Annotated in this window: 27 protein-coding genes; 16 read left to right on the plus strand and 11 right to left on the minus strand. The window is 72.0% G+C overall.

Annotation, left to right across the window (positions count from 1 at the left end; translation table 11 throughout):
- The first annotated feature begins 59 nt into the window (after positions 1-59).
- From ACFQ7C_RS18265 to ACFQ7C_RS18275, 3 genes are all read left to right on the plus strand, one after another.
- Positions 60-1445, plus strand: coding sequence for a glycine--tRNA ligase (locus ACFQ7C_RS18265; protein WP_378904596.1), 1386 nt, complete (start codon positions 60-62; stop codon positions 1443-1445).
- 89 nt (positions 1446-1534) lie between these two features.
- Positions 1535-2356 carry a VOC family protein gene (locus ACFQ7C_RS18270; RefSeq protein ID WP_378904599.1) on the plus strand — a complete coding sequence of 274 codons (822 nt, stop codon included), beginning with the start codon at positions 1535-1537 and terminating at the stop codon, positions 2354-2356.
- 21 nt (positions 2357-2377) lie between these two features.
- Positions 2378-2749 carry an SDR family NAD(P)-dependent oxidoreductase gene (locus tag ACFQ7C_RS18275; RefSeq protein ID WP_378904602.1) on the plus strand — a complete coding sequence of 124 codons (372 nt, stop codon included), beginning with the start codon at positions 2378-2380 and terminating at the stop codon, positions 2747-2749.
- A gap of 203 nt (positions 2750-2952) precedes the next feature.
- Here ACFQ7C_RS18275 and ACFQ7C_RS18280 read toward each other — a convergent pair whose 3' ends face one another.
- Positions 2953-4491 carry a flotillin family protein gene (locus ACFQ7C_RS18280; RefSeq protein WP_378904605.1) on the minus strand — a complete coding sequence of 513 codons (1539 nt, stop codon included), beginning with the start codon at positions 4489-4491 and terminating at the stop codon, positions 2953-2955.
- Positions 4492-4550: 59 nt separating this feature from the next.
- Entirely contained in the window at positions 4551-5018 is a 468-nt protein-coding gene (locus tag ACFQ7C_RS18285; RefSeq protein WP_378904607.1) for an NfeD family protein, read from the minus strand.
- A 118-nt stretch (positions 5019-5136) separates the two neighbouring features.
- Here ACFQ7C_RS18285 and ACFQ7C_RS18290 point away from each other — a divergent pair, with 118 nt between their 5' ends.
- Both ACFQ7C_RS18290 and ACFQ7C_RS18295 read left to right on the plus strand, forming a co-directional pair.
- Positions 5137-5622: a GNAT family N-acetyltransferase gene (locus ACFQ7C_RS18290; RefSeq protein WP_378904610.1), complete on the plus strand. Its 486-nt coding sequence runs from the start codon at positions 5137-5139 to the stop codon at positions 5620-5622.
- A 125-nt stretch (positions 5623-5747) separates the two neighbouring features.
- Positions 5748-7289 (plus strand): DUF222 domain-containing protein, encoded by a 1542-nt coding sequence (locus ACFQ7C_RS18295; protein ID WP_378904613.1) that lies wholly within the window; start codon positions 5748-5750, stop codon positions 7287-7289.
- 98 nt (positions 7290-7387) lie between these two features.
- On the opposite strand, the gene ACFQ7C_RS18300 is transcribed toward ACFQ7C_RS18295, so the two are convergent.
- Together ACFQ7C_RS18300 and ACFQ7C_RS18305 are read right to left on the minus strand one after the other, a co-directional pair.
- Complete coding sequence (locus tag ACFQ7C_RS18300; protein ID WP_378904616.1) at positions 7388-7810, minus strand: DUF1801 domain-containing protein; 423 nt, start codon at positions 7808-7810, stop codon at positions 7388-7390.
- Positions 7811-7849: 39 nt separating this feature from the next.
- Positions 7850-8416: an HhH-GPD-type base excision DNA repair protein gene (locus tag ACFQ7C_RS18305; protein WP_378904619.1), complete on the minus strand. Its 567-nt coding sequence runs from the start codon at positions 8414-8416 to the stop codon at positions 7850-7852.
- Between the two features lie 52 nt (positions 8417-8468).
- On the opposite strand from ACFQ7C_RS18305, the gene ACFQ7C_RS18310 reads away from it, so the two are divergent.
- The 7 genes from ACFQ7C_RS18310 (at position 8469) to ACFQ7C_RS18340 (ending at position 13928) form a co-directional block, all read left to right on the plus strand.
- Positions 8469-9959 (plus strand): protoporphyrinogen/coproporphyrinogen oxidase, encoded by a 1491-nt coding sequence (locus ACFQ7C_RS18310; RefSeq protein WP_378904622.1) that lies wholly within the window; start codon positions 8469-8471, stop codon positions 9957-9959.
- 99 nt (positions 9960-10058) lie between these two features.
- Positions 10059-10448 carry a hypothetical protein gene (locus ACFQ7C_RS18315; RefSeq protein ID WP_378904625.1) on the plus strand — a complete coding sequence of 130 codons (390 nt, stop codon included), beginning with the start codon at positions 10059-10061 and terminating at the stop codon, positions 10446-10448.
- Between the two features lie 4 nt (positions 10449-10452).
- Positions 10453-10854, plus strand: coding sequence for a phage holin family protein (locus ACFQ7C_RS18320; RefSeq protein WP_378904628.1), 402 nt, complete (start codon positions 10453-10455; stop codon positions 10852-10854).
- A complete protein-coding gene (locus ACFQ7C_RS18325; RefSeq protein ID WP_378904630.1) occupies positions 10844-11143 on the plus strand; it encodes a hypothetical protein in 300 nt (99 codons plus the stop codon). Before ACFQ7C_RS18320 ends, ACFQ7C_RS18325 begins: the two co-directional genes overlap by 11 nt.
- A 200-nt stretch (positions 11144-11343) precedes the next feature.
- Positions 11344-12192: a uroporphyrinogen-III synthase gene (locus ACFQ7C_RS18330; protein ID WP_378904632.1), complete on the plus strand. Its 849-nt coding sequence runs from the start codon at positions 11344-11346 to the stop codon at positions 12190-12192.
- Positions 12193-12198: 6 nt separating this feature from the next.
- Positions 12199-13182 carry a 2-phospho-L-lactate transferase gene (cofD, locus tag ACFQ7C_RS18335; RefSeq protein ID WP_378904635.1) on the plus strand — a complete coding sequence of 328 codons (984 nt, stop codon included), beginning with the start codon at positions 12199-12201 and terminating at the stop codon, positions 13180-13182.
- A 2-nt stretch (positions 13183-13184) separates the two neighbouring features.
- Entirely contained in the window at positions 13185-13928 is a 744-nt protein-coding gene (locus tag ACFQ7C_RS18340) for a sulfite exporter TauE/SafE family protein (protein ID WP_378904638.1), read from the plus strand.
- 12 nt (positions 13929-13940) lie between these two features.
- Here the strand turns inward: ACFQ7C_RS18340 and ACFQ7C_RS18345 are convergent, their stop codons facing one another.
- From ACFQ7C_RS18345 to cofG, 5 genes are all read right to left on the minus strand, one after another.
- Positions 13941-14372, minus strand: a complete 432-nt coding sequence (locus tag ACFQ7C_RS18345; RefSeq protein ID WP_378904640.1) for a cupin domain-containing protein — start codon at positions 14370-14372, stop codon at positions 13941-13943.
- Between the two features lie 209 nt (positions 14373-14581).
- Complete coding sequence (cofC, locus tag ACFQ7C_RS18350) at positions 14582-15313, minus strand: 2-phospho-L-lactate guanylyltransferase (RefSeq protein ID WP_378904643.1); 732 nt, start codon at positions 15311-15313, stop codon at positions 14582-14584.
- Complete coding sequence (gene fgd / locus ACFQ7C_RS18355; RefSeq protein WP_378904646.1) at positions 15310-16317, minus strand: glucose-6-phosphate dehydrogenase (coenzyme-F420); 1008 nt, start codon at positions 16315-16317, stop codon at positions 15310-15312. The genes cofC and fgd overlap by 4 nt, the downstream gene beginning before the upstream one ends.
- Positions 16314-17807, minus strand: a complete 1494-nt coding sequence (locus ACFQ7C_RS18360) for a flavin-containing monooxygenase (RefSeq protein ID WP_378904649.1) — start codon at positions 17805-17807, stop codon at positions 16314-16316. The genes fgd and ACFQ7C_RS18360 overlap by 4 nt, the downstream gene beginning before the upstream one ends.
- Positions 17804-20263, minus strand: a complete 2460-nt coding sequence (gene cofG / locus ACFQ7C_RS18365) for a 7,8-didemethyl-8-hydroxy-5-deazariboflavin synthase CofG (protein WP_378904652.1) — start codon at positions 20261-20263, stop codon at positions 17804-17806. Before cofG ends, ACFQ7C_RS18360 begins: the two co-directional genes overlap by 4 nt.
- Before the next feature lie 104 nt (positions 20264-20367).
- Between cofG and ACFQ7C_RS18370 the strand changes: the two genes are divergently transcribed.
- A complete protein-coding gene (locus ACFQ7C_RS18370) occupies positions 20368-20832 on the plus strand; it encodes a hypothetical protein (protein WP_378904655.1) in 465 nt (154 codons plus the stop codon).
- 21 nt (positions 20833-20853) lie between these two features.
- Here the strand turns inward: ACFQ7C_RS18370 and ACFQ7C_RS18375 are convergent, their stop codons facing one another.
- Together ACFQ7C_RS18375 and ACFQ7C_RS18380 are read right to left on the minus strand one after the other, a co-directional pair.
- Positions 20854-21672, minus strand: coding sequence for an ABC transporter permease (locus ACFQ7C_RS18375; protein ID WP_378904658.1), 819 nt, complete (start codon positions 21670-21672; stop codon positions 20854-20856).
- Positions 21669-23480, minus strand: a complete 1812-nt coding sequence (locus tag ACFQ7C_RS18380; protein ID WP_378904661.1) for an ABC transporter ATP-binding protein — start codon at positions 23478-23480, stop codon at positions 21669-21671. The genes ACFQ7C_RS18375 and ACFQ7C_RS18380 overlap by 4 nt, the downstream gene beginning before the upstream one ends.
- A 148-nt stretch (positions 23481-23628) precedes the next feature.
- Between ACFQ7C_RS18380 and ACFQ7C_RS18385 the strand changes: the two genes are divergently transcribed.
- The 3 genes from ACFQ7C_RS18385 to ACFQ7C_RS18395 are packed head-to-tail and all read left to right on the plus strand — an operon-like array spanning position 23629 to position 26093.
- Positions 23629-24699 carry an enoyl-CoA hydratase/isomerase family protein gene (locus ACFQ7C_RS18385; RefSeq protein ID WP_378904664.1) on the plus strand — a complete coding sequence of 357 codons (1071 nt, stop codon included), beginning with the start codon at positions 23629-23631 and terminating at the stop codon, positions 24697-24699.
- A gap of 27 nt (positions 24700-24726) precedes the next feature.
- Positions 24727-25572 (plus strand): LssY C-terminal domain-containing protein, encoded by an 846-nt coding sequence (locus ACFQ7C_RS18390; protein ID WP_378904667.1) that lies wholly within the window; start codon positions 24727-24729, stop codon positions 25570-25572.
- On the plus strand, positions 25569-26093 hold the full coding sequence (locus ACFQ7C_RS18395) for a hypothetical protein (RefSeq protein WP_378904670.1): 525 nt from the start codon (positions 25569-25571) through the stop codon (positions 26091-26093). The genes ACFQ7C_RS18390 and ACFQ7C_RS18395 overlap by 4 nt, the downstream gene beginning before the upstream one ends.
- Positions 26094-26186 lie beyond the last annotated feature (93 nt).

A 26186-nucleotide genomic window follows, 5' to 3' on the forward strand; every position in this document is an offset into this window, starting at 1 on the left:
GCCGCGGTCAGCGGCCTTTCGCACCCTCGTGCATCCCCCTCCCGACCATTGGAGCCACCGTGGCCGAGCAGTCTCGCCTCGACAAAGTCATCGCCCTCGCCCGTCACCGCGGGTTCGTGTTCCAAGCGGGTGAGATCTACGGCGGATCCCGGTCGGCATGGGACTACGGGCCCCTCGGCACCGAGCTCAAGGAGAACATCCGCCGCCAGTGGTGGCAGACGTTCGTGCGCGGCCGCGGCGACATGGTCGGTCTCGACTCGTCGATCATCCTGCCCAAGCGGGTGTGGGAGGCATCCGGTCACGTCGCCACCTTCACAGATCCGCTCGTCGAGTGCCTGCAGTGCCACAAGCGCTTCCGTGCCGACAACCTCATCGAGGACTTCGAGGCCCGCAAGGGCCGCAAGGCGGAGAACGGGCTCGCCGACATCCCCTGCCCGAACTGCGGCACCAAGGGCCAGTACACCGAGCCCAAGGCGTTCTCGGGCCTCGTGAAGACCTATCTCGGCGTCGTCGACGACGAGTCGGGCCTGCACTACCTGCGCCCCGAGACCGCGCAGGGCATCTTCGTGAACTTCTCGAACGTGCTCACGGCGAGCCGCAAGAAGCCGCCGTTCGGCATCGGCCAGGTGGGCAAGGCGTTCCGCAACGAGATCACCCCCGGAAACTTCATCTTCCGCACGCGCGAATTCGAGCAGATGGAGATCGAGTACTTCGTGCCGCCCGCCGAGGCGCAGGAGTGGTTCGAGCACTGGGTCGACGAGTGCTGGGACTGGTTCACGGACCTCGGCATCGACCCCGACAACATGCGTCGCTTCGAGGTGCCCGAAGAGGAGCGCGCCCACTACTCCGACGGCACGATCGACGTGGAGTACCGCTTCGGCTTCGCGGGCAAGGAGTGGGGCGAGCTCATGGGCGTCGCCAACCGCACCGACTACGACCTCGGCTCGCACTCCGAGGCCTCGGGGCAGTCGCTCACGTACTTCGACCAGGCCTCGGGCGAGAAGTACATCCCGTACGTCATCGAGCCCTCGTTCGGTCTCACCCGCGCGATGATGGCGTTCCTGGTCGACGCGTACCACGAGGAGGAGGCGCCGAACGCGAAGGGCGGCACCGACACCCGCACGGTGCTCAAGCTCGACCCCCGCCTGGCCCCGGTGAAGGTCGCGGTGCTCCCGCTGTCGCGCAACGAACAGCTCTCGCCGATCGCGCGCGAGGTCGCGGAGCAGCTCCGCGGCGACTGGAACATCGACTTCGACGACGCCGGCGCCATCGGCCGCCGCTACCGCCGCCAGGACGAGATCGGCACGCCCTTCTGCGTCACGGTCGACTTCGACTCGCTCGACGACCGCGCCGTCACCGTGCGCGACCGCGACACGATGGGCCAGGAGCGGGTGCCGCTCGACAGCCTGCACGCCTACCTCGCGGAGCGCCTGAAGGGCGCCTGACCCGCATTCCCTCACGCCGACGCCGACCCGGGCTCTTCCCGGTGTCGGCGTCGGCGCTTATGGTCGGGAGGACGGGGAAGGGGAACGCCATGCCCGATCGACCGCGCACCTATCCGACCGGAGTCCCGTGCTGGGTGGACGTCACCGCTGACGACCTCGCGCAGGCGACCGACTTCTACGCGGGTCTCTTCGCCTGGCAGTTCCGCAACGCGATGCCGCCGGACGCGCCGGACGCGTACCTGATCGCGACGCTCGATGGCGAGGATGCGGCCGCGCTCGCGCTCGGAGACGACGCCCGCTGGATGAGCTACATCGCCTGCGACGATGCCGATGCCATGGCCGAGGCGGTCGCGAGGGCAGGAGGCAGGGTGATCGAGCCTCCTGAGGACGCGGGTCCCGGCGGCCGCATGGCCACGTGCGCCGACCCGCAGGGCGGCGTGTTCCGGCTGTGGCAGCCGCGACAGCGGCTCGGGGCGCAGGTGGCCAACATCCCTGGTGCGTGGAACTTCAGTGATCTGCACGCGCCCGATCCGGCGGCCGCCCAGCGCTTCTATCGCGAGGTGTTCGGCTGGGAGGTCGACCGCGATCTCGGGGCGGGGATGTTCCGGCTGCCCGGCTACGGCGACCACCTGGCGTCCACTGTGGACCCCGACATCCACGAGCGGCAGGCGTCGGCACCGCCGGGCTTCGCGGACGTCGTCGCGGGGTTCACCTCCAGCGATGAGAGTGCGCGCTGGTGGATCAGGTTCACGGTCGAGGATCGCGACGCCGCTGCGGCGAGTGTCGAGCGACTCGGCGGCCGCGTGCTCTCCGCGACCGATACCGCCTGGACGCGCGAAGCGGTCGTCGCCGACCCCGGTGGGGCGCAGTTCATCGTGAGCCAGTTCACACCGCCCGACGAACCCGCGTGACGCGAAGGAGGCGCAGCTCGCATGACCAGGACATGCCGCGGCACCACTGCGCTCATCACCGGTGCGAGCGCCGGACTCGGCGTCGAGTACGCGAATCAGCTCGCCGCGCGAGGCGCCGACGTCGTGCTCGTCGCTCGACGGGAGGACCGCCTCCGCGCCCTCGCGGAGCGACTCGAAGCCGCGCACGGGATCACCGCCACGGCGATCGCCCTCGATCTCTCCCGCACGGATGCCGCGGCCGCCCAGGTCGTCGGGCTCACGCTCCGGCGGCTCGATCGCGGCGACGTGCCGCCGAGCGTGGTGTCGGGGCGCGCGAACGCCTTCGGTGCGTGGGCGGCGCGCATGATGCCGCGCCGGCTCACTCTGGCGGTGAGCGGCCGGGTGCTGCGTTAGGCGTCGGCGCGCAGCATCCGTCGCCTTCCTCTCGGCGCTGGATGCCGTTCTCAGGACCGATCCGGCACGCGGCGGGAGCCTGCCCGTGTCGTTGCCTTGCCGGGTCGGTTGGTCCTGCAAGCGCTAGGCGGGTCGACTGCGCCGCGGCCGGAAACGGCGAAGCGCCCGGCCCCTCGCGGGACCGGGCGCTTCACGAGCGAGGGTCAGCTGCCGAGCGCGGCGGCGGCGTCCTTCGCTGCGGTCTTCGCGGCATTCTTCGCGGCCGTGGCCGTGGCCGTGCCCGCGCCATCGACGGCGGCCAGGGCATCCGCCCCCGCGGTCTTCAGCGCGAACGCCTGCAGCAGGGTGTTGAGGTCGAGGCCGGTGAGGCCCTTCACGACCTCGGTGCCCTCGCCGAGCACCCGGCCGACCGTCTTCGTCATCTCGGACGCGCCGTCGGTCGAGACCACCGTGAGCTTGTCGATCGACGCGATCGGCTCGGCCGCGGCGCGCACGATGTCGGGCAGGCGCGAGATGATCTCCTGCGCGAGGGCAGCCTCGCCGTACTTCTGCAGCGCGAGCGCCTTGGCGTCGGTCGAGGCGGCCTCGGCGAGACCCTCCGCTTGGATCGCGGATGCCCGCGCCTCACCCTCGGCCTTGATACCGGCGGCGAGGGCGACCTGCTTGTCGCGCTCGGCCTCACCCGACACGCGCACGGCCGTGGCGGCCGCCTCGGCGTCCTGCACGGCGGCGACCTTGTTCGCCTCGGCGATCTTGGTGCGCTTGAACGCGTCGGCCTCGGTGGCGGCGTTCGCGGCGTCGCGCTGCGCGGTCGCACGCTGCACCTCGGCGTAGGCCTGCGCCTCGGCGGGTTTGCGGATCTCGATGTCGAGACGCTCCTGCGTCACGAGCGCCTGCTCGGTGAGCGCCTCGCGCTCCTGCACCGCGACGAGCTTGTCCTGCTCGGCGGTGGCGAGCTGGCCCGCAGCCTGGGCCTCGGCGTTCGCACGGTCGGTCTCGGCCTTGATCGTGGCCTGCTTGAGCGCGAGGGCCTTCTGGCGCTCGGCGATCTGCTCGGACGCCTCGATGCGCGCGAACTCGCTGGCACGCGACGCCTCGGCCTCGCTGATCTCGGCGACCTGGCGCGCGCGGGCCGCCTCGGCCCGGCCGAGGTTCGCGAGGTAGTCGCTGCCCGGCGTCGAGATGTCGCTGATGTTGAGGAGGTCGACCTGAAGGCCCTGCTCGACGAGGTCGGCCTTGGTCTCGGCGACGACGCGGTCGGAGAGGCTCTTGCGGTCGGAGATGATCTGCTCGATGGTCATGTCGCCGACGATCGAGCGCAGCGACCCCTCGAGCGACTCCTTGATGATCTCCGTCAGGAGATCCTGCTGCGAGAGGAACCGCTGCGCCGCGCGGCGCACCCCGTCCTCCGTGCCCGAGACCTTGAAGTTGATCGACGCCTTGATCGCGATCTTGATGCGGTTCTTGTCGACGCCCTCGACCGTGATCCCGATCTGGCGCTGCTCGAGCGAGATCGAGAAGCCCTGCTGCAGGATGGGCCACACGAACGTGCGGCCGCCGATCACCACGCGCTGGCCGCTGCCGGTCTCGCCGGGAGCCGGGCGTCCGGCTCCGCGCCCGACGATCACGAGCGCCTCGTTCGGGGGGACGCGGCGGATGCGCCGGGCGATGAACGTGATGAGCCCGAGCACCGCCACGATGAGCGCGACGACCGAGATGATCTGGATGAGTTCGTTCGTCATGGACGACCTTTCTCGTGGGATGCCGCGGCCCGGGGTTCCCGGCCGGGTCGCGGGGGGATCTACTCCGCGACGACCTTGACGCGGGTGCCGGAGTGCTCGACGACGCGCACGCGCACGCCCTCGGAGATGGTGTCGTCGGAGTACGCGAGGCGCCGCTCGACCTCGTGCGGTCCGTCGAGGCTGACCTCGCCGCCCGCGGGGGAGACCGTGGAGCGAGTGACGCCGGACAGGCCGAGCGCGGACGCCGGCACTCCGTCCGAGCTCTTGGTGAGCCGCTTCACGAAGACCACCGCGATGACGTAGGCGACGACCGCCAGCACGGCGGCGAGCACGTACGCCCAGACGATGTCGAGGCCGTTCGTGGTGGTGAGGGCGCCGGAGGCGCCGAACACGACCGCCGCGATGCCCAAGGCCGTTCCCGAGATGGCGCCGTCGCCGATGTCGAAGTGATCGAAGATGTCGCCCACGATGAGCGAGATCAGCAGGACGGCGAGGCCGACGCCTCCGACGATCAGGAAGGGCAGCATCGATCTGTCTCCACGGGAGGGGGTGGTCCGGGCGGGTCCTCCCACCCTAGCCAGCCGTTGGGACGCGGTGTCCAATGCGGTGGGGTTCTGTGGACAATCCGCCTGCTTGACTGGTGTTGTGGAGCTTCAGGAGTGCGGGCCGGCCGACGCCGCGGCGCTGACCGCCTTTCTGACCGAGGCGGATCTGACGTCGAGCGGCCTGGATGCGCCAGGCGTTCGGCTCTGGATCGAGCGAGACGCGCGAGGTGCGATCATCGGCAGCACGGGCTACGAGATCAGCGCAGACGGCCGGCATGTGCTCATCCGCAGCGTCGCGGTCCGATCGTCCGAGAGATCGCGGGGGAGAGGCGGTGCATTGGCGCGCTTCGCGCTGGACCGGGCTGCGAATGAAGGTGCCGCCACCGCCTGGTTGTTCAGCCGCCGATCCGGTCCGTTCTGGCAGGCCCTGGGCTTCTCGCCGGCCGACCGCGATGAGCTCGCGGATGCGCTGGCCGGCACCCACCAGGTGCGGCTGTTCCGGCGGACCGGTCAGCTGGATCGTGAGGTGGCGTGGTCGCGGGAACTGCGAGACAGCCTGGTGGGGGTCGCTGAAATATCTGAATAATGCCGCACTGATCGAGTTTTCAATTTAGGATCTATGTACTAGAGTGGCAAGCGAGAGATCGAGCTCGTGCCCACTTCGTTCGGTCTTCCGTCGCACCCGTTGTGGTGCTGTGCAGCGGGAGCATCATGGGCCATCGAGTCGACACCGACGACGCGACGTGGGGTGCGCTCGAGCGGGTCGTCGCCGAGGTGCAGTCCACGCGGGCGCAGATCGCCAGGTTGCAGGCGGCGGAGGCGCGGCTGCTCACGGATGCTGCCGACATCGTCCGTGCCCGCGAGCAGGCCCGCCGCGACAAGGGGCACAAGAGCCCGCACGATCTGCCGTTGCGGGAGGTCTCGGCCGAACTCGGCGCCGCGATGCGCCTCAGCGACCGCACCGTGCAGGCCCGGATGTCGTTGGCCAGCACACTGCGGGAGTCGTTCGCCGCGACGTTCACGGCGCTGAGCGAAGGGCGCATCGATCTGGCGCACGCGTCGGCGATCGTCGACGCCGGCGCGGTGATCGCTGATCCGGCGATGCGGGAGCAGTACGAGCGCATCTTGCTGGAGGCCGCCGAGTTCGAGACGCCGCACCGTCTGCGTGCCATCGCCCGGGTGGTGGCCGGCCGTATCGACCCCGACCTGGCGGAAGAGCTGCGGCGACGCGCGGCCGGGCTGCGGCGCATCCAGGTCGTCGACCTCGACGACGGCATGGCCCGGCTGCTTGCCGACCTGCCCGCGGTGCTCGCCCACGCCGTCTACGACCGGCTCACCCAGATGGCCGAAGCCGAACACGCCGCCGCTGCACAAGAGGCAGCGGAGACGCCTGTGCCGGAAGTGGCTGCGGAGGCGGTGGCCTCGGTGCCGGATGTTGCGGCTGCGGTGCCGGGGGTTGCGGCTGAGGCGGCGGGGGTTGCGGCTGAGGCGGCGGGTGCGACCACGAGCACCGACCCGAGCGCAGAGGCCGGCGCGACGGCCGGCCCGGCGTCGCCCGAAGAAGACTCGACGGAGCCCACGGCCCAGCATGCTCCGCAGCTCACCACCGGTCCGAACAACGATCAGCGATCACTGGACGAGCTCCGCGCCGACATCTTCGTCGACATGGTGCTCACCGGTGCCCCCACCGGTCACGGCGAGGGCGGCACGCTGGCGTCGATCCGTGCGGAGGTGCAGATCACGGTCCCGGTGCTGACCGCGGCAGGCAACGGCAACGAACCCGCCCTGCTCGCCGGTTACGGTCCGATCGACGCCGAGACCGCACGCGAACTGGCCGCCGGCGCAGCCGGCTGGGATCGCGTGATGTATCACCCGCACAGCGGCCTCCCGATGGCGGTCGACCGATATAGAGCCTCCGCGGCCCTCAAGCGATTCCTCCGTGCCCGCGACGAACGCTGCCGATTCCCCGGCTGCCGTCGCCGACCCTCGAAGGCCGATATCGACCACACCGTCGACCGCGCCCTGGGCGGCGAGACCGTCGACGAGAATCTCGCGCACCTGTGTCGCCGGCATCACACCCTCAAACACGCCACCGTCTGGCGGGTCCGCCAGCTCGGCGACGGCGTCCTCGAATGGACCAGCCCCACCCGGCGACGTTACGTCGACAAACCACCCTCCACCGTGCAGTTCGTGCCCTCCACGGTGTTCGCACGGTTCTTCGCGACGCCGTACGACGGCGAGGCGCCCTTCTGATGGCGGCATCGTCGGATCGTCAGCGGGTCGGCCGCAGCCGTCGGTGTCAGCATGCCTCGCGACGCGACGCAGCCAGCGGGCGCCGCGGGCCGAACCCGTCAGCCCGTGACCGTGTAGGAGGTGTCCCCGGTCTCGCCGGCCAGCACGCGGCGGTAGTCCTCGGCGACGATCTCGCGGAGCACCCCGGCGTCGACCTGATCCAGGTCCTTGAGGTACAGGCAGCTCACGCCGGTCTCGTGCGGTCCGAGCTTCGCCAGCCGCTCGCCGTGCGCGGCGGTGCGAAGCGTGTACACGGTGGTCGACTCGCGCCGCGGCGAGAAGGCCGCGATCGGGGCGTCGCCCTCGCTCCCTGCCGCCGAGCGGTAGTGGCACGAGCCGAAGCCGATGATCGTGCCCCAGAGCTCGGGCTCGCGGCCGGTGACCTCGCGGAGCAGCTCGATCATCGCGAGGGCATCGCGCTGCCGCTTCGCGGGCTTCACGGCGGCGACGAATTCGTCGACGCTCCCTCCGGACTTCTTCATCAGACCCCTCCGCCGTGCGTCAGCTCTTGGCCGCGGCCTTCAGCCCTTGGCCGCGGCCTTCATCGCGCGCTTGTGCTCGCGCACCTTCGTCAGCGACTCCGGCGAGACGATGTCGGCGACGCTGCGGAACGAGCCCTCGTCGCCGTACGAGCCGGCTGCCTCGCGCCAGCCTTGCCCGGTGTAGCCGTACTGCTTGCCCAGCAGCGCGAGGAAGATCCTCGCCTTCAGCTCACCGAACCCCGGCAGGGCCTTCAGTCGCTTCAGCACGGTCGCCCCATCCGGGTCGTCGCGGGTCCAGATGGCGGAAGCGTCTCCGCCCCAGTCCTGCTCGACCGCCGCGCACAGCGCCTGCACGCGGGCCGCCATCGATCCCGGGAACCGGTGGACGGCCGGCGTCGCCTTGAACAGCTCGGTGAACGCCTCGGGTTCGAAGCTGGCGAGAGCTGCAGCATCCAACGTCCCGGCCCGCTCCGAGATCTTGAGGGGGCCGGCGAACGCCGTCTCCATCGCGACCTGCTGGTCGAGCAGCATGCCGATCAGCAGCGCGAGCGGGTCGTCGGTCAGCAGGCGGTCGGCGGCGTCGTCGCCCGTGATGTGGAGCGTCATGGGGCCAGTCTCCCACCGGCGGCCCCGACCGGCACAGTTCGCGGATGGGAGGATGGATGCTGTGACCGTCCCCGCGGAGCCGTTCCAGGAGCTCGTCGACCACGCCCGCCACACGCGCGTGGTCGTGATCGGCGGTGGCATCGCAGGACTCGTCGCCGCCTGGGAGTGCGCCAAGGTCGGCATGGCGGTGACGCTGGTCGAGGCATCCGATCGCCTCGGCGGCACCATCGGATCCGCCCGCATCGCGGGCCTCGACCTCGAGACCGGGGTGACCTGCTGGTCGGCGCGCGGTGGCGCGGTGCGCGGCCTCGTCGCCGAAGTGCTGCCCGACGCCGCGATCGTGCGCCCCCACGACGACCGCGAGTGGATCGCGGGCCTGCCGAAGGGCGCTGCCGCGCCGCTGCCCGCCGAGCAGGTGGTCGGCATCCCGGCCAATCCGTGGGACGAGAGTGTGCGACGGATCATCGGCTGGGGCGGCACGTGGCGCGCCTACGTCGACCGCCTTCGCCCGCCGCTCACCATCGGTGCCCAGCGCAGTCTCGGACGCCTGGTCCGCGGTCGCATGGGCGACAAGGTCCGCGACCGTCTCGTCGCACCCCTCACGGTGGACCGCTTCGGCCTCGATCCCGACGACGTGGACGTCGAGATCGCCGCTCCGGGTCTCAGCAACGCCCTCACCCGCACCGGCTGGCTCGGCGGGGCGGTCGCCGACGTGCGCGTCGACGCGTCGGCCGCGGCGATCGAGGGCCTCGACGGCGGCATGCCGCAGCTCGTGGCGGCGCTCGCCGCGCGGCTCGCCGAGCGCGACGCGATCATCCGCACCGGCGCGTTGGCGACGAGCGTCGCCCGCACGCAGGGGGGCTGGACGGTCGGGCTCGCGACCATCGCGCCCGACGACGCGGCCGCGCCCGACGAGCTGCACGTCGACGCGGTGATCATCGCCACCGAGGAGGGGGGAGCGCGCGAGCTCCTCGCCGGGGCGCTCGGCAAGCCGGACTTCGCCGAGGTCGCACCCGCAGGCATCGCGCGCGAGGTCGTGACGCTCGTCATCGACGCTCCCGAGCTCGATGCGGCCCCGCGCGGTGCCCACGTCCATGCGGTGCCCGGTGCGCTGGCGGCCACCGGCCTGGTCCACGAGACCGCGCGCTGGGAGTGGATCGCCCGCGACGCCGGGCCGGGGCGGCACGTCCTGCGGGTCGCCTTCGGTGCGCCGGACGCCGCTCCCGCCACCGAGGGCCTGTCCGACGCCGATGCGGCGGTGACCGCTGTGGGCGCAGCATCCGACCTCCTCGGTGTCGAGCTCGACGAGGCCACGATCGTCGGCGCGCGCCGTGACTCGTACACGCTCGCACCGCCGGCGTCTGCACTCGGCCAGCGCGAGCGCGCGGCGGCCGCCCGAACCGAGATCGCCCGCGCTCCGGGCCTCGCCGCGGTGGGAGCGTGGCTGGCGGGCAGCGGCCTCGCGCACGTCGTCGCCGATGCCCAGGAGGAGGCCGATCGGCTCCGCCGCAAGGTGCTGTGGGGTGCCGCAGCCGCGGAGTGAACCCTCCGTCGCGGTCGCTGTCAAGGGTGGATGCCGGAATCGGCATACAGGACTACCCTGGGATGGTCGTCAGGTGTACACCGAGCGTGAGGAGACCTCATGAGGGGCAAGGCTGGACTCGTCATCGGACTCGCGATCGGGTACGTGCTCGGTACGCGGGCGGGCCGCGAGCGGTACGAGCAGATCAAGACGCAGTGGCTCAAGGTGTGGAACACCGAGCCCGTGCAGACGCAGGTCGGCAAGGTGAAGGACTTCGCGAAGTCGCAGGCGATGGCGCTGCCGTCGACACTGTGGGAGTCCGCGGTGAAGGTCACGCAGGCGGCCGGCTCGAGGGGCACCGCCGGGCAGAAGCTCGACGCGGCGATCAAGGTCGGCAAGGACTCGGCCGACGACGTCGGCAAGGCGGCGCAGACCTCGGCGAAGGCGGTGAAGGACGCCGTCGACGACGTCATCGACGACGCCTCCGAGAACGGTCGCGGCGGGGCCTGACGTGATGACGACCCCTCGCGGCTTCCGCGACCGCGCGGACGACAGCCTGCTCACCCTGCTGGGCGAGATCCCGGAGCTGATCCGCAACCTCGTCATCGCGGAGATCGACGCCGCGAAGGCCTGGCTCGCCAAGACCGCGAAGGACGGCGGATGGGGAGCGCTCTGGGTCTTCGCCGCGCTGTTCGTGCTGTTCTGGTCGGTGCCCGTCTTCGGCACCTTCGTGATCGCGGGGCTGTCGTCGTGGTGGCCGGTGTGGCTGTCGGCCCTCGTCGTGTTCTTCGCGATGCTGATCGTCACCGCCGTCTTCGCGTTCATCGGCGTCCTCTACTTCCGCCGGATCGGGGAGCGCCGCAACCCGGTCCAATCGATCGCCCTGGACGTGAAGGAGGTGCGCGATGAGCTCTGACGCGCCCGTGCCGCTGTCGAAGAACTCCGTCGCGGTGCCTCGCACCGCCGTGCCCCTCGGGATCGCCGATCCCGTCGAGCAGGCGAGGACGGAGCTCAAGGCCGCACTCGCCGCGATCGAGGAGAAGGCGAACGTCCCCCGCCGGGTCGAGCGCAGCATCGACCGGAGTATCGAGCAGGCGCGCGCGTTCAACCGTCGCAACCCGGCGCTCACGGCGGTCGCGGTCATCGCGGGCGCCGCCGCGGTCGGCGCCGCGGTCTGGGGCTTCGTCCGCCTCTACACGCGCTGATCGCGCAGACGCGCTGATCCGGCCGTGATCGCTCGCCGACGGCGAGGGGCACGGGTTCCGCGATCGGGGGTATGCTCGGGAGGCAAGGCAGTGCAATGATGCGTTAGCTGCCGATCGCGCGAACCCGATTCGAATCGCGCATCGGCTGCCTCGATCTTCTTTGGGCGGCCGACTGAGCATCATCGAGAGTCGACCCCCCTATGAACACCGCCGCAGCACAGCACCAGTCCGTCAAACCCCTGACCGGCTGGCGCGTCCTCGTACCCCGCGGCGGCCCCTGGGGCGACGGCGTCGCGGCGACTCTCCGCCGCCAAGGCGCGATCCCCGTGATCGCACCGCTCATCAACTTCGCCCCCACGAACGACCAGGCGGCCCTCGACCAGGCGCTCGCCGACCTCGCCGCCGGCAGATTCGAGTGGCTCACGGTCACGAGCGCCACCACGGTCGACGTGCTCTACGCGTACCGCGCAGTCGTTCCCCCGACGACGAAGATCGCCGCGGTGGGCGAGACGACGGCGGCCGCCCTCCTCGCCGTCGGCTACCGTGTCGACCTCGTCCCCGAGCGCGACAACTCCGCCGCTGGCATGGCGGAGCAGCTGATCGCCCTCGAGCCGGAGGCCCGCGACATCCTCACCCTCCGCAGCGAGATCGCGAAGCCGGTGCTCACCCGCATGCTCACCGAGGCGGGGCACCGCGTCCAGAGCGTCGTCGCGTACCGCACCGTCGGCGTGCCGGTCACCGAGCGCATCGCCGAGGACGTCCAGTCCGGGCGCATCAACGCCATCCTCGTGACGAGCGGCTCGGTCGCGCAGCAGGTGCACGAGCAGTTCCCCGACATCCCCGACACCACCCTCATCGCCGCGATCGGTCCCCGCACCGCCAAGGACGCTCGCCGCGCGGGCCTCGACGTCGACGTCGTTGCCGACGCCCAGACGGTCGACGCACTCATCGACGCTGTCGGCAAGTTCTCCCTCCCGCACGCCGCCGACGAATACGCCCCCAAGACCGGCATGATTCCGCGGCTCGGCGGCATCGACACCCGGAACTGACCCGCCGTGACCGGTACGCCCCGCATCGTCGTGCTCGCGGGCGGCGTCGGTGGCTCCCGGTTCGTCCTCGGCGTTCGCGGCGCGCTGCGCGCCCGCGGCATCGACGACACCGCCGAGGCCCTGACCGTCGTCGTCAACACCGGCGACGATCTGTGGCTGTCGGGCGTCCGGCTGCAGCCGGACGTCGACTCGATCACGTACGCCCTCGCCGGAGTCAACGACGCCGAGCGCGGCTGGGGTCGGCAGGGTGACACGGAGCGCGTCAACCACGAGCTGCAGGAGTGGGGCGCCGGCTGGCCGTGGTTCACGCTGGGCGACCTCGACCTCGGCACGCACCTCGCGCGCACGGGCTGGCTGCGGGAGGGGCTCACCCCGACCGACGTGCTCGAGCGCATGTCGCACCGCTGGGATCTCGGCGCTCGGCTGCTGCCGATGACCGACAGCGAGGTCGACACCGTCGTCGTGCTCGAAGACGGCACGCGCCTGCACTTCCAGGAGTGGTGGACGCGCCATCGCGCGACCCTCGCGCCCGCGCGGTTCGAGAATCCGGGCGTCGAGGCGGCCACCGCGGCTCCCGGCGTCGCGGAGGCGATCGCTGCTGCCGACGCCGTGCTGCTCGCCCCTTCCAACCCGGTCGTCTCGATCGGCCCGATCCTCGCCGTGCCGGGTGTGCGCGAGGCGCTGCGTGCCACCGCCGCTCCGGTCGTCGGCGTCTCGCCGATCATCGGCGGCAAGGTCGTGCGCGGCATGGCTGACGTCTGCCTCATGGCGATCGGTGTCGAGACCTCCGCGACGGCGGTCGCGGGTCTGTACGGCGCCCGCGCGAACGGCGGCCTGCTCGACGCATGGCTCCTCGCCGAAGAGGACGAGGCCGCCGCCGACGACGTGGCGGGGCTCGGCATCCGTCCGCTCGTCCGCCCGCTCTGGATGACGGATGCTGCGCGCCAGGCGGCGCTCGGTGAGGCGGCGCTCGCGGGCGTCGGAGTGTGACCATGCCCGAACTGGCGTGGTGGGCCTGGGCCCTGCTCGGCATCGGCGCCGTCGTCGTCGGACTCTCGAAGACCGCCGTGCCCGGCGCGGGCACGATCGCCGTCGCGATCTTCGCGGCGGTGCTGCCGGCGAAGCAGTCGACGGGCGTCCTGCTGCTCCTGCTGATCGTCGCAGACCTGTTCGCGGTGACCATGTACCGCCGGCACGCCGACTGGCGCACCCTGTTGCGGCTCGCGCCCGCGGTCGTGGTCGGCGTGCTGCTCGGAGTGGTCTTCCTGTGGTTCGCCGACGACGTATGGGTGAAGAAGTCGATCGGCGTGATCCTGCTCGCCGTGATCGCGATCACGCTCCTGCGGCGCCGGTTCGCCGCGGAAGTGGAGGGCGGCGGCTCGCACCGCGTCGCCGCCGCGACGTACGGCACGCTCGGGGGGTTCACGACGATGGTCGCGAACGCGGCAGGCCCGGTGATGTCGATGTACTTCCTGGCGGCCCGGTTCGAGGTGAAGGCATTCCTCGGCACCGCCGCCTGGTTCTTCGCGATCGTCAACCTCTTCAAGGTGCCGTTCTCGATCGGCATCGGCATCATCACCGTGCCCGGCCTGCTCATCGACCTCGTGCTCGTCCCGCTCGTGGTCGTCGCCGCGTTGCTCGGCCGCTGGCTCGCCGACCGCATGCCCCAGTCGGTCTTCGAGAAGCTCGTGATCGCCTTCACGATCGTCGGCGCGGTCTACCTGCTCGTCGTCTGACGCGAGGCCAGCTCAGGCCCAGGGAGAGGGGCGCTCGTTGTCGCGCGTGCTGTCGTCGGGGAGGTGCGGAAGCTCGGTGCCGCCCGCACGGATGCACAGCCAGCGCAGCTGCGCGGGGCTGTCGGGGGTCGCGCGCCACGTGCGCCACACACCCTGACCCACCCGTACGACCGTGCCCGGGCCGACGTCGACGATGTCGTCGTCGAGGCCCATCTGCCCGCGGCCGGCGAGGAAGACATACAGCTCCTCGACGCGCGCGTGGGTGTGCCAGTAGCCCGCCTGCTCACCGGGCTCGAACGCGTTCGCCGTCATCCCGATGTACTGCATCGTCATGTCGTGGTCCACGACGCGGCGACCGTCGCGCGACTTCTCGGGTGTGAACCCGCCGTAGTGCGCCCGCCACTCGTCGAGCCCGCCCATCTCCAGCACCTGGTAGTCGGTCATCCCGCCAGGCTAGCTGTGGTCTCGGCGGGCTCGGGTCGGCCCGTGCAGTCGCCTGAGGCACGCATTGCGACTGGCCGGGCCGACCACGGCCTGCGGATCGCGACATCAGGTGACGGGGTCGGCCGGTGCGGTCGCTTCCGGGCGGGTCAGCGACCGGAAGGGCCCACTCGGCGGGCGCAGCGGTGGTCCAGCGGGCGGATGCGGCGGCCTCAGCGGGGGAGGAGGGCCGCCGTCCGCGGGCCCAGACCGAGCGTGCGAGCGGCCTCGAGCTGGCCGGCGGTGTCGACGTCGTGGCGGAGGGTCGAGGCATCCGGAATCGGAAGCGCCGTGCACCCGAGGGTGACGTGCCGCGCGAACGAGCCGTCGCCGAACGACGACGTCCACTCGATGCCGATCCCCGCCGTGACCAGCGTCGAGCCGGTGCCCTCCGCGTCGGGAACGACGCCGCGGGGGACGGATGCTGCGGCCCGCAGCGCGTCGGCGAGATCCTCGGGCCGCAGCGCCGGAAGGTCTCCGAGAAGGGCGGCGCGCGGCATCCGTCCGTTCGGATCGATCGCCGACACGCCCGTCGCGACCGCGGCGTCGAGCCCGCGCGCGTCGCCCTCGGGAACGAACCTCAGCGCCGGGATCATCGCGGCCTCGCGCGCGAGCGCGGCGTCGTCGGTCACCACCACGACCTGAGCGACGAGCTCGCACGCGGTCGCAGCGGTGAGGGTGTCGAGCGCGATCGCGCGGGCGAGGTCGGCGCGGCCGACGCCGTCCACGTCGAGCCGCGACTTCGCGCGCGCCGACGGCTTGACCGGCACCACCACGACCCAGCGTGCGGGCCGCAACTCCGCCTCACCGGACTCCCCTTCTGCGGAGCGGCGCGGCTCCTCGCCCTCGCCCCGTGATTCCGGCGCAGTTGCGGCACGCGGACGCCGGCCGAAGAGCGGGCTCACGCGTACTTCGCGCGCAGGCGCGGCAGGATCTCTTCGCCGTACAGCCGCAGGAACGCGCCCTGGTCGTGGCCAGGGTCGTGGAACACCAGGTGACGGAAGCCGAGGCCGATGTACCAGCCGATACGCTCGACGTGCTCATCGGGATCGTCCGACACGATGAACCGCGAGGCCGCGCGCTCGATCGGCAGCGCCTCGCCGAGCCGCTGCATCTCGATGGGATCGTCGATGCCCATCTTCTCCTCGGGGGTGAGCGCGAGCGGCGCCCAGAACCGGGTCTTCTCCTTCGCGGCCTCGATCGTCTCGTCGAGCGAGACCTTGATCTCCATCAGCGTGTCGATGGCGTCGGCCGGGCGGCCCGCCTTCTCGAGTCCCTCGTGCAGCGCGGGCAGCAGGGTGTCGGTGTACAGCTCCCGCTTCTTGCCCGAAGTCGTGATGAAGCCGTCGGCGATGCGTCCGGCGAGACGCGTCGCGGCGGGGCCGGCGGCGCCGATGTAGATCGGCACGGGCTGGGGCAGCTTGTCGTAGATCGTGATGTTGTGCGCGTGATAGTACGTGCCGTCGAAGTTGACGCGGTCCTCCGACCAGAGTCGGCGGATGAGGCCGATGGCCTCCTTGAGCCGCTGGAACCGCTCGGGCGGATCGGGCCACGTGATGCCGAGGTTCGCCTCGTTGAGCGCCTCGCCGGTGCCGACGCCGAGGATCACGCGCCCCGGGTACATCACGCCGAGCGTCGCGAAGTCCTGTGCGACGACCGTCGGGTTGTAGCGGAACGTCGGCGTGAGCACCGACGTGCCGATGAGCACGCGCGAGGTCTTCGCGCCGAGCGCTCCGAGCCACGGGACGGATGCCGGGGCGTGCCCGCCGTCGTGCAGCCACGGCTGCAGGTGGTCCGAGATGAAGACCGAGTCGAAGCCGGCCTCCTCGGCCTGGATCGCGTAGTCCAGCAGCTCGGCCGGGCCGAACTGCTCGGCAGAGGCCTTGTAGCCGAAGCGCAGCGGGATCATGCAGGGCTCCCTTCGAGAGCGGGTGCGGGGAGGAACTCGGAGCCGTCGGCACGGGCGAGTCGCTCGCGGAACGCATCGACCGTGCCCGGCCAGAGCAGCGCGAGCCGGCCCGAGCGCTCGTCGACGTACCAGTTGCGGCATCCGCCGGTCATCCAGCGGGTGGATGCCGCGGCCCGCGCGATCTCGTCGGTGTAGGTCCGCTCGGCGGCGGGGTCGACGCGGAGCACGCGGCCGGCGCGACCGTCGAGGACGCGGGTGACGTAGCCGGCCTGCTCCTCGATCATGAGCACGCTCGAGGAGTGGCCGAGCGAGGCGTTCGGGCCGTTCAGCACGAAGAGGTTCGGGAAGCCGGCGACGACGGTCGAGGCGAATGCCGTCATCCCCTCCGACCAGTGCTCGGCGAGCGTCACGCCGTCCTCGCCGGTGACGAGCTCGGCGTACGGCTGTCGGGTCGAGGCGAAACCGGTCGCGAGGACGAGTGCGTCGACCTCGTGGCGGGTGCCGTCGGACGCGACGAGAGCCGAGGCCTCCACCCCGGCGAGTGCGGAGGTCACCAGTGAGACGGCGTCGGACGCCACGGCGGGGTAGAAGTCGTCCGACAGCAGCACGCGCTTGCAGCCGAACGCGTAGTCCGGGGTGAGTGCGGCGCGCAGCGCGGGGTCGGCGACCTGCCGCTCGAGGTGCGCGAGCGCCACCGCTTCGGCCGCGGCCGCGGCGGCGGAATCGCCCGAGCGCGACGCGAAGCGCGCCTCGCCCTCGGCGTAGAGGTCGGCGCGCAGCGCCTCGAGCGATGCGGGGTCGGCCACGAAGCGGGCGCGGTCGGCGTCGGAGTAGGCGTCGCCGCCGCGCGGCACGATCCACGCGGGCGTGCGCTGGAAGAGCGTGACGTGCGCCGCCGTGCGCGCGAGCTCCGGAACGATCTGCACCGCGCTGGCGCCGGTCCCCACGACGCCCACGCGCGCGCCGGCGAGATCCGCGGAGTGGTCCCACCGCGCCGAGTGGAACAGCGGCCCGGGGAACGTCTCGAGCCCGGCGATCCGCGGGATCGTCGGCTCCGTGAGCCGCCCGCAGGTGAGCACGAGCACGTCGGCGACGACGACGTCATCGCCATCGCCGCCCTCGCGGCCCGAGCCGGTGCCGATGCGCCACACCCCGTGCTCGGCATCCCATCCGGCCCATCGCATCGGGGCGTGAAGCCGCAGTCGGTCGCGCAGTCCCTCGGCATCGACGACGTGCTCGAGGTAGGCGTGGATCTCGGCGCCCCTCGCGTACGTGCCCGACCACGTCGGGTTCGGGTGCGCCGCGAACCCGTACAGGTGGGAGGGCACGTCGCACGCGATGCCCGGATACGTGTTGTCGCGCCAGGTGCCCCCGACGGATGCCGCCCGCTCCAGCAGGACGAAGTCGTCACGGCCCGACCGCCGCAGCGCCGATGCCACACCGATGCCGGCGAAACCCGCGCCGACGATCGCGACCTCGACCCGGGTCACCGCGCGCCCGCCTGACCGTAGGTCGTGGTGCGCAGGCGGAACGGCCGGAACAGCCGGGAGACCATGGACGAGGCATCCGTCACCGGCAGCTCGAGGCCGTGCTCGATGCCCGCCTCGGGCTTCACCCGGCCGTCGAGCAGCGTGCCGCCGAGATCGTCGCCGCCGGACTGCAGCAGGACGACGGATGCCTCGCGCCCGACGCGCGTCCAGGGGATCTGCACGTGCGGGATGCTGCCCGACAGCAGCAGGCGCGAGACGGCGACCATCGCCCGGTGCTCGTCGAGCGGCGCGCGGCCGGCAACGAGCGGGACGCCGCCGCCGGGGCCGGGAAGCGGGATCGGCACGAACTCCGTGAAGCCCCGCGTGTCGTCCTGGATCGCCCGCAGCCGACGCAGGTGCGCGATGCGCTCGGCGGCGGTCTCGACGTGGCCGTAGAAGATCACGCTCGTCGACCGGAACCCCGCGCGATGCGCCGCCGTGATGCCCTCGACCCAGCGGTCGATCTCGAGATCGGCGGGCGCGACGAGCACGCGCACCCGCTCGCTCAGCACCTTGACGCCCGTGCCCGGCACCGTATCGACGCCGGCCGCGCGCAACGCGGCGATGGCGCCCTCGAGGCCGAGGCCGGAACGGTCGGCGAGGTCACGCACGTCCTGGGGCCGGTAGGCGTGGAGGTGGATGCCGGGGGCCGCGGCCTTCACGGCCCGCGCGATGTCGAGGTAGCCCGAGGGGTCCTCCCACTCCGGCAGGAGCCCCTGCACGCAGAGCTCGGTGGCGCCGAGATCCCACGCGTCGGCCGCGACGGCGCCGACGTCGTCGAGCGTGAAGGTGGCCGGGTCGTCGGTCTCGGTCGCCCGGAGCCCCGTGGAGGTGAGGTTGCGGTTCACCACGAGCGTGACGGCCTCGCCCACGGTGTAGCGCCGCACGTCGTCGGCGGTCGCCGCGAGCACGTCGACGTCGTCGCCCGTTGCTTCGAGGAGCGCGACCCACTCGGCGTCGTCGAGCGCGAGCGGGTCCGCCGCCGCGGCCTCCGCGAGCCGCTTCACTGTCCGCCCCCTCGCCCCCCGCTGTTCCGCAGTCGACTTGTGCGAGTCCGCCGACTCACGATCCGCCGAAAGTGACTGCGGAACAGAGGGGAGCGGGACGGTGGACGGGGTGGGGGAGGGGGATGCCGGGGGCACGGCGGCGCGGCCGGGCGCGGCGAGCCCGGTCTCGGGATCCGCGAGGGCAGCGACCGCGGGGCGCAGCGCCGGGTCGACCCACGTCTCGGCGTCGAGCACGAACTCGGGCTGCGCCGTGAGGCGCTCGCGCAGCTCGAAGCCCAGCTCCGCGGTCATGCGGGCGAGGTCGTCGAGGTGCGGCCAGGGGCGCTCGGGGTTGACGTGGTCGGCGGTGAGCGGCGAGACGCCGCCCCAGTCGTCGGCGCCGGCGCGCACGAGGAGGCCGAACTCCGTGGCGTCCGAGAGGTTCGGCGGGACCTGGATCCGCATCCGCGGCCCCATGACGAGCCGGGCCACGGCGACGGCCGCGACGTACTCGAGCAGCTCGGCGTCGGGGGCGCCCTGCATCGCGGTGCGGGGCTTCGCGCGGAAGTTCTGCACGATCACCTCCTGCACGTGGCCCTGGGCGTCCACGACGTGCCGCTCGTGGGCCTCGCGGATCGCGACGAGCGACTCGGCGCGGTCGCGCACGGTCTCGCCGATCCCCACGAGGATCCCCGTGGTGAACGGCACCCGTTCGCGCCCCGCCGCGTCGATGACCGCGAGCCGCACGTCCGGGTCCTTGTCGGGTGACCCGAAGTGCACCTGCCCGGGCTCCTCGAACAGCCGGCGCGAGGTCGTCTCGAGCATCATGCCCATCGACGGGGCGGTAGGACGCAGCATCCGCAGCTCGTCCTCGCTCATGACGCCGGGGTTGGCGTGTGCGAGCAGGCCCGTCTCGGCGGTCACCAGGCGCGCGATGTGGGCGACGTACTCGATCGTCGAGGCGAAGCCGTGCTCGTCGAGCCACACGCGCGCCTCGGGCCAGCGCTCCTCGGGGCGGTCGCCGAGGGTCAGCAGCACCTCCTTGCAGCCCATCGCCTGTCCTTGCCGCACGACGGCGAGCACCTGCTCGGGCGACATGTACGCGGGCTTGTGCTTCTTGAGGAGCTGCCCGGGGGTGTCGACGAAGACGCAGTAGTGGCAGCGGTCGCGGCACAGCGTCGTGAGCGGCACGAACACCTTGCGCGAGTACGTGATCACACCGGGACGACCGGATGCTGCGAGCCCGGCGTCGCGCAGGGCTCCGGCGATCTCGAGCAGGCGCTCGAACTGCACGCCCGACGCGCCCAGCAGCGCCTCGGCGTCGGCCGCGTCGAGCCGCTCGCCGGCCGCGGCGCGCCCGAGCGCGGCGTCGAGGGCGGAGGCGGAGGCCGCTTCGGGGGACGCGGTGACGGAGGGGGACACGACGGTCACCGATCCAGTCTTGCACCGCGCGCGGGGCGCCGGGGCCGCGGATCGTTGCCCTCCCGTAAGCAAATGAGGCCGGTTCGGAGCGCCTGCGCTGGCAGACTGGGCACATGGTGACGCTGCTGCTCGACTCGACGCAGCTCGAGGTCGTGCTGTCGGTGTCCGAGCGCGCCCTGTCATTCCGCAAGGGGAATGTCGTCATCGAGCGCTCCACCATCACCAAAGTGCAGCTCACGGACGACGCGTGGACCTGGCTTCGCGGCATCCCGAGCCCCGGCACGCACGTGCGCGGCATCGTCGCGATGGGCACGTGGCGCTCGGCAGGCGGCGACGACTTCGCGATCATCCGCCGTCACCGGCCCAGCGTCGTGATCGACCTCGAGGGTCATCCCGAGTACCAGCGCATCATCCTGACCACGCGTCACGGTCTCGCCCTCGTGCAGGCGCTGCGCGTCGAAGTGGCCGCCGAGCCGACCGATGTCGTCGACATCGCGGCCGAGACGGGCACGATCCCGGTCGTCCCCGAGCGCAAGGCGCGGGGCCGCAAGACCCCGGCGCCCGCTCCCGCGGTCTGACGCGCCGGCGGTCGCGGGGCGTCAGCTGACGTCGCGGCGCCAGCTCACCAGGTGGCCGAGCACGACGAACACGACCGCGTAGCCGAGCAGCACGAGGCCGCCCACCCACCACTCGAGGGGCTCCGAGCCGCCCTGCGGGATGCCCACCGAGTACACGCTCGCCCCGACCAGGGCGTCGCTCGCCGCTCCCGGCAGGAAGCGCGTGAGATCGGACAGCCCCTCCACGAACGCGGCGGCCGTGCGCCCGATGGGCTCGATGAACTGCGTGAACACCAGCACGCCGACGATCGCGCCGACCTGGTTGCGCACCAGGGCGCCGACGCCCACGCCGATGAGCGTCCAGAGGACGTAGGCGAGCAGCATCCGTCCGAGCATCGCCCACGTGTCGGACGACGTGATCCCGGTCTCGAGGCCGAAGCCCGCGAGGAACGCCGCCGATGTGCCGACCGCCGCGACGATGCCGATGACGCCCAGGATCACGCCGATCAGCGCGCCGATGGCGAGCTTCGCGACGAGCACTCGGCCGCGGCGGGGCGTGGCGAGGAACGTGGGGGTGAGCGTCTTGTGGCGGAACTCCGCCGTTACCATGAGCGTGCCCACCAGCAGCGGGAACACGTAGCCGACGGTGGTCGCCGTGCTGTACAGCGTCGCAGCCAGGCCCTCTTCGGGCATCGGCGGTGCGTCACCCGGCAGCGCGCCGGTCGCGGCGGCCGAGTACACGAAGCCGAGGGCCGCCGCGGTGAATGCCACGTACGCGAACAGGACGATCGCGAGGATCCACCAGATGCTCGTCGAGAACAGCTTCGTGCTCTCGGAGCGGGTCGCTGCCGTGAGGCTCATCGGTCGCCCCCTTCCTCGTCGGCGCGTGCCGCGAACGCATCTGCCGCCTGGGCATCTTCGGAGGAGGGGGATGCCTCGTCCGCCTGCTCGATCTGCGGTTCGGGCGATTCGCCCACTGGCGTGTGGACGACGGCTTCCTCGAAGGCCTCGGCCTCCGGCGGCACCCAGGCTTCGGGCTCGGGCTCGGGCTCGGGTTCGGGTTCGGGTCGCGGTTCGGGTTCGGGTTCGCCCTCCGATCCGCGGGTGGGGGCGGTGTGGTCGAAGGCCGCGAAGAAGGCGTCCGCCTCGATGTCGGAGTCGGTCTTGACGTAGTGCTCCCACGGGCGGTCGTCGTCGGCGTCGGGCGGCTCGGGCGTCGAGAGCTCGTCGTCGATCTCGCCGATCGCCTCCACATCGGGATCCGCGTCGTCGGGAGCCCACGGATCGGCGGGGACCGGCTCGGCCTCGCCGCCCGGTTCCGGCGCGGGTTCGGGCTCGGGGTCCGGTTCGGGTGCGGGCTCGGGTTCGGGTTCGGGCTCGGGCTCGGGTTCCGGTTCGGGTGCGGGCTCCGCAGACAGCTCCTCGTCGATCTGGCCGATGGCTTCGACGTCCGGGTCGGCGTCTTCGGGGGCCGCAGAGGGCACGATGTCGATGACTCCGGTGCTCGCGACCGCGTAGGCGACGGGCGCGGGAGCCTCGGGCTCGGCGTCGGCGGCGGGCTCGTCGCTCTCGCGGGTATCAGCCGCCCAGGCAGCGCCGGCGGCCGCGGCGAGGGCCGAGGCGGCTCCGGGCGCAGCGGTGGCTTCGGCGTCGAGCTCGGCCGCCGTGAGCGCGGACTCGGCAGCCTCGTCCGCGGAAGCGGATTCGTCGACGGGCGGCACCGTGATCGCCGCCGCATCCTGTGCGGGAAGGTGCCCTATCGCGCTCGGGTGCACGCGGCTGCCGTTCACCAGGTCGAGGAAGACCTCTTCGAGCGCCGGGCCACGGCGGTGCAGCGACGACAGCGCCACTCCGCCGGCGGCGGCCGCCGCGCCGACGGCGGCCGGGTCGACGCCGCGCACCGTGAGGCCCGAGCGCAGCACCTCGAACGGCACGCCGGCGTCGTTCAGCGCCGACGTCAGCGCGCCGCGGTCGGGCGCGTCGACGACGGTGGCGTACTCGCCGGGGTCGGTGAGCTCGTCGACCCCGCCCTGGAAGACCAGGCGTCCGCGCGAGATGATCAGGAGCGCGTCGACGGTCTGCTGCACCTCGGCGAGGAGGTGCGACGACACCAGCACGGTGCGGCCCTCGCCGGCCAGCTGACGGAGGAAGCCGCGCATCCAGCGGATGCCCTCGGGGTCCAGCCCGTTCGCCGGCTCGTCGAGCACGAGCACGCCCGGATCGCCCAGCAGCGCGTAGGCGAGTCCGAGGCGCTGCCGCATGCCCAGCGAGAATCCGCCGACCTTGCGGTTCGCGGCATCCGTCAATCCGACGAGATCGAGCACCTCGCCGACGCGCGCCTTCGCGATGCCCGCCGCCTGCGCATAGATCGTGAGGTGTGCGGCGGCCGTGCGGCCGGGATGGAAGCTGGATGCCTCGAGCACGGCGCCGACGGTCTGCAGCGGCCGGTCGAGCTCGGCGTAGCGCTTGCCGCCGATCGTGGCGTGACCGTCGGTCGGGCGCTCGAGACCCAGGAGCACACGCAGAGTCGTCGTCTTTCCGGCGCCGTTCGGCCCGAGGAATCCGGTCACCCTTCCCGGTTCGACGCGCGCGGTGAGCCCCGCGACCGCCGTGACGGCGCCGAAGCGCTTGGTGACACCTGAGAACTCCAGCGACTGGCCGTCGGGCATGCCGAAACCTCTCGTGGTCGTGGGCGACAGCCCGGTGGGCTAGTACGGGGCCGCGCCGTTGCGGACACAAAGCAGAACTCCGTCCCATCCTGGCGGAAATCCGGTCTCAGCGGTGGGAGATTCTGGCCTGCCCGGTAACGTTGCGCTCGTGACCGACCTCGCGACCGCCGCCGAGCCCACCGTCCTCGTCAGCACGAGCGGCGGCCTCGGGCGCCTCACCCTCAATCGCCCCCGCGCCATCAACGCCCTCGACCTCGGAATGGTCGAGCGCCTGCACGCCGCGCTCGATGCGTGGGAGCACGACACCGAGGTCGACGTGGTGCTGCTCGACGGCGCCGGTGAGCGCGGACTCTGCGCCGGGGGAGATGTGCGCGGCCTCGCCGAGCAGGTCACGAGCGGCCGCGCCGAGGACGCGGCGGTGTTCTTCCGTGCCGAGTACGCGATCAACGCGCGCATCGCCGAATACCCCAAGCCGTTCGTCGCGTTCGCCGACGGCATCACGATGGGCGGCGGCATCGGCGTGGCCGGCCACGCGGCGATCCGCATCGTGACCGAGCGCTCGCAGCTGGCCATGCCCGAGACCCGCATCGGCTTCACCCCCGACGTCGGCGGGACGTGGCTGCTGGCCCACGCGCCGGGCCGCCTCGGCGAGTATCTGGGACTGACAGGCGCGGTGATGGATGCCTCGGACGCGATCTACGCCGGATTCGCCGACCACTACGTGCCCCACGAGAACCTCGACGCGGTTCGCGACGCGCTCGAGACGCGGGCCGATCCGTCGTCGCCGACCGAACTCGTCCTGCTCTTCGACGAGACGCCGGCGCCGTCGAGGCTGATCGCCGCACGCGAGTGGATCGACGACGCGTTCGCGGCCGACACCGTCCCCGAGATCGTCGAGCGACTGCGCGCGCGCCCCGAGCCCGCAGCATCCGCCACCGCCGATCTGCTCGGCGAGCTCTCGCCCACGGGACTCGCCGTGACCCTCGCCGCCGTCCGCCGGGCCCGCGAGCTCCCCGGGCTGCGCGAGGCGCTCGACCAGGAGTACGGGCTGGTGATGTGGTTCGCCACCACCCAGCCCGACCTCGCCGAGGGCATCCGGGCACAGGTCATCGACAAGGACCGGTCCCCGAACTGGCAGCCGGCGACCCTGGCCGAGCTGCCGGCGGACCTCGGCGAGACCGCCCTCGCCCACCGGCCCGACGTCCCGCTCTGGGACTGACCCGGGCGTCGACGCCGAGGAGGGATCGTGAGCACCCGGCACCGGAGGAGCTACTCGATCGGCGTCGCGATCGACTGGTTCTTCTTCGTCTTCGCGGGTGTCGCGGCCCTGTGGCTGGCGTACCTCAGCCTCACCGAGACGTTCCACGTCGGGTGGTGGGGCATCCCGTTCTTCCTCGCCTTCTGGGTGCTCCTGGCGTATCTCGTGCTGCCCCGCCTGCACCGCATCCTCACCACCATCTACGTGCCCGACTACTTCATCGGGCGCACCCGGACGAGTGACGGACTGCTGGGCGACCCGGTGAACCTCGCGTTCCACGGCACCGGCGAGCAGATCCGGACCGCGCTCGAGGCGGCGGGCTGGACGCAGGCCGATCCGGTGACGCTCGGCTCGTCGTGGCGCATCGTCACGTCGACGCTCACGCGGCGCAGCTACGACGAGGCGCCGGTGAGCCCGCTGTTCCTGTTCGGCCGCCAGCAGGACTTCGCCTACCAGCAGGAGGTCGACGGCAATCCGGCCCAGCGCCACCACGTGAGGTTCTGGCGCTGCCCCGACGACTGGCTGCTGCCCGGCGGGCGCCGGGTGGACTGGCTCGCCGCCGGCACGTTCGACACGAGCGTCGGGCTGTCGCTGTTCACGCTGCAGGTCACCCACCGCATCGACGCCGACACCGATGTCGAGCGCGACCACATCGTCCAGACCGTGACGGATGCCGACCCCCGCGTCACCGTGGACGTCATCGCCGACTTCGCCACCGGCTACCACGCCCGCAACGGCGGCGGCGACAGCATCCGCACCGACGGCGACCTGCCGATCGTCGACGTGCGCGCCGTCGAGCCGCGCCTCGAGAGCGCGGGGGAGGTGGCGGCGTGAGCGTCGAGATGCCCGCACCGCAGAAGCGCCCCGCCTACGAACCGGCGAAGCGCCTGCTGAAGCCGCCCCGCTACGACCCCGGCATGAAGCGGCCGATCTCGACGACCGCCGGAACCGCGCTCATCCTCCTGCGCGTGCTCGCGGGGGTGGTGGTGCTGACGGGCATCGCCACCGGCTGGGACGCCCTCCTGTCCGACCCCGACTCGGTCCTGGAGGGGTTCGACCCTTCGCCCGCGGGAGCGCAGGCCGCACTGTGGTTCGTGCTGGCGGCCGGCGGCACGGTGCTGCTCATCGACCTGCTGTTCGCCGTGTTCGTCTATCGCGGCTACAACTGGGCACGCGTGATCGTGATGGTCATCGCGGTCGGCTCCATCAGCACGTCGTTCGTCGCCTGGTGGGCGCAGGGGCAGGAGATCACGGTCGACACGACGTACGTGTCGCTGAGTCTCGACATCCTCGTGCTGCTCGCGCTGTCCAGTCGCAGCGCCGCCGCGTACGCGCGACGCAACGAGCGTCGCTGAGGGGAGCGCGCCGACCTCCTCCGCGGGTGACGTAACCTGAGTCCCGCCGCAGACCGCGGCTCGCAGCATCCGTCATCGCAGTCCCCCGGGGAG

Source organism: Microbacterium sp. NPDC056569 (genome assembly GCF_042793475.1).
Taxonomy (GTDB): Bacteria; Actinomycetota; Actinomycetes; order Actinomycetales; family Microbacteriaceae; genus Microbacterium.

What these genes read in the sequence shown, in the direction of transcription:
- ACFQ7C_RS18270 (WP_378904599.1), top strand. Translation starts at nt 1,535, where the DNA reads ATGCCCGATCGACCGCGCACCTATCCGACCGGAGTCCCGTGCTGGGTG.
- ACFQ7C_RS18275 (WP_378904602.1), top strand. Translation starts at nt 2,378, where the DNA reads ATGACCAGGACATGCCGCGGCACCACTGCGCTCATCACCGGTGCGAGC.
- ACFQ7C_RS18280 (WP_378904605.1), bottom strand. Translation starts at nt 4,491, where the DNA reads ATGACGAACGAACTCATCCAGATCATCTCGGTCGTCGCGCTCATCGTG.
- ACFQ7C_RS18285 (WP_378904607.1), bottom strand. Translation starts at nt 5,018, where the DNA reads ATGCTGCCCTTCCTGATCGTCGGAGGCGTCGGCCTCGCCGTCCTGCTG.
- ACFQ7C_RS18295 (WP_378904613.1), top strand. Translation starts at nt 5,748, where the DNA reads ATGGGCCATCGAGTCGACACCGACGACGCGACGTGGGGTGCGCTCGAG.
- ACFQ7C_RS18300 (WP_378904616.1), bottom strand. Translation starts at nt 7,810, where the DNA reads ATGAAGAAGTCCGGAGGGAGCGTCGACGAATTCGTCGCCGCCGTGAAG.
- ACFQ7C_RS18305 (WP_378904619.1), bottom strand. Translation starts at nt 8,416, where the DNA reads ATGACGCTCCACATCACGGGCGACGACGCCGCCGACCGCCTGCTGACC.
- ACFQ7C_RS18310 (WP_378904622.1), top strand. Translation starts at nt 8,469, where the DNA reads ATGGATGCTGTGACCGTCCCCGCGGAGCCGTTCCAGGAGCTCGTCGAC.
- ACFQ7C_RS18315 (WP_378904625.1), top strand. Translation starts at nt 10,059, where the DNA reads ATGAGGGGCAAGGCTGGACTCGTCATCGGACTCGCGATCGGGTACGTG.
- ACFQ7C_RS18320 (WP_378904628.1), top strand. Translation starts at nt 10,453, where the DNA reads ATGACGACCCCTCGCGGCTTCCGCGACCGCGCGGACGACAGCCTGCTC.
- ACFQ7C_RS18325 (WP_378904630.1), top strand. Translation starts at nt 10,844, where the DNA reads ATGAGCTCTGACGCGCCCGTGCCGCTGTCGAAGAACTCCGTCGCGGTG.
- ACFQ7C_RS18330 (WP_378904632.1), top strand. Translation starts at nt 11,344, where the DNA reads ATGAACACCGCCGCAGCACAGCACCAGTCCGTCAAACCCCTGACCGGC.
- ACFQ7C_RS18340 (WP_378904638.1), top strand. Translation starts at nt 13,185, where the DNA reads ATGCCCGAACTGGCGTGGTGGGCCTGGGCCCTGCTCGGCATCGGCGCC.
- ACFQ7C_RS18345 (WP_378904640.1), bottom strand. Translation starts at nt 14,372, where the DNA reads ATGACCGACTACCAGGTGCTGGAGATGGGCGGGCTCGACGAGTGGCGG.
- fgd (WP_378904646.1), bottom strand. Translation starts at nt 16,317, where the DNA reads ATGATCCCGCTGCGCTTCGGCTACAAGGCCTCTGCCGAGCAGTTCGGC.
- ACFQ7C_RS18370 (WP_378904655.1), top strand. Translation starts at nt 20,368, where the DNA reads ATGGTGACGCTGCTGCTCGACTCGACGCAGCTCGAGGTCGTGCTGTCG.
- ACFQ7C_RS18375 (WP_378904658.1), bottom strand. Translation starts at nt 21,672, where the DNA reads ATGAGCCTCACGGCAGCGACCCGCTCCGAGAGCACGAAGCTGTTCTCG.
- ACFQ7C_RS18380 (WP_378904661.1), bottom strand. Translation starts at nt 23,480, where the DNA reads ATGCCCGACGGCCAGTCGCTGGAGTTCTCAGGTGTCACCAAGCGCTTC.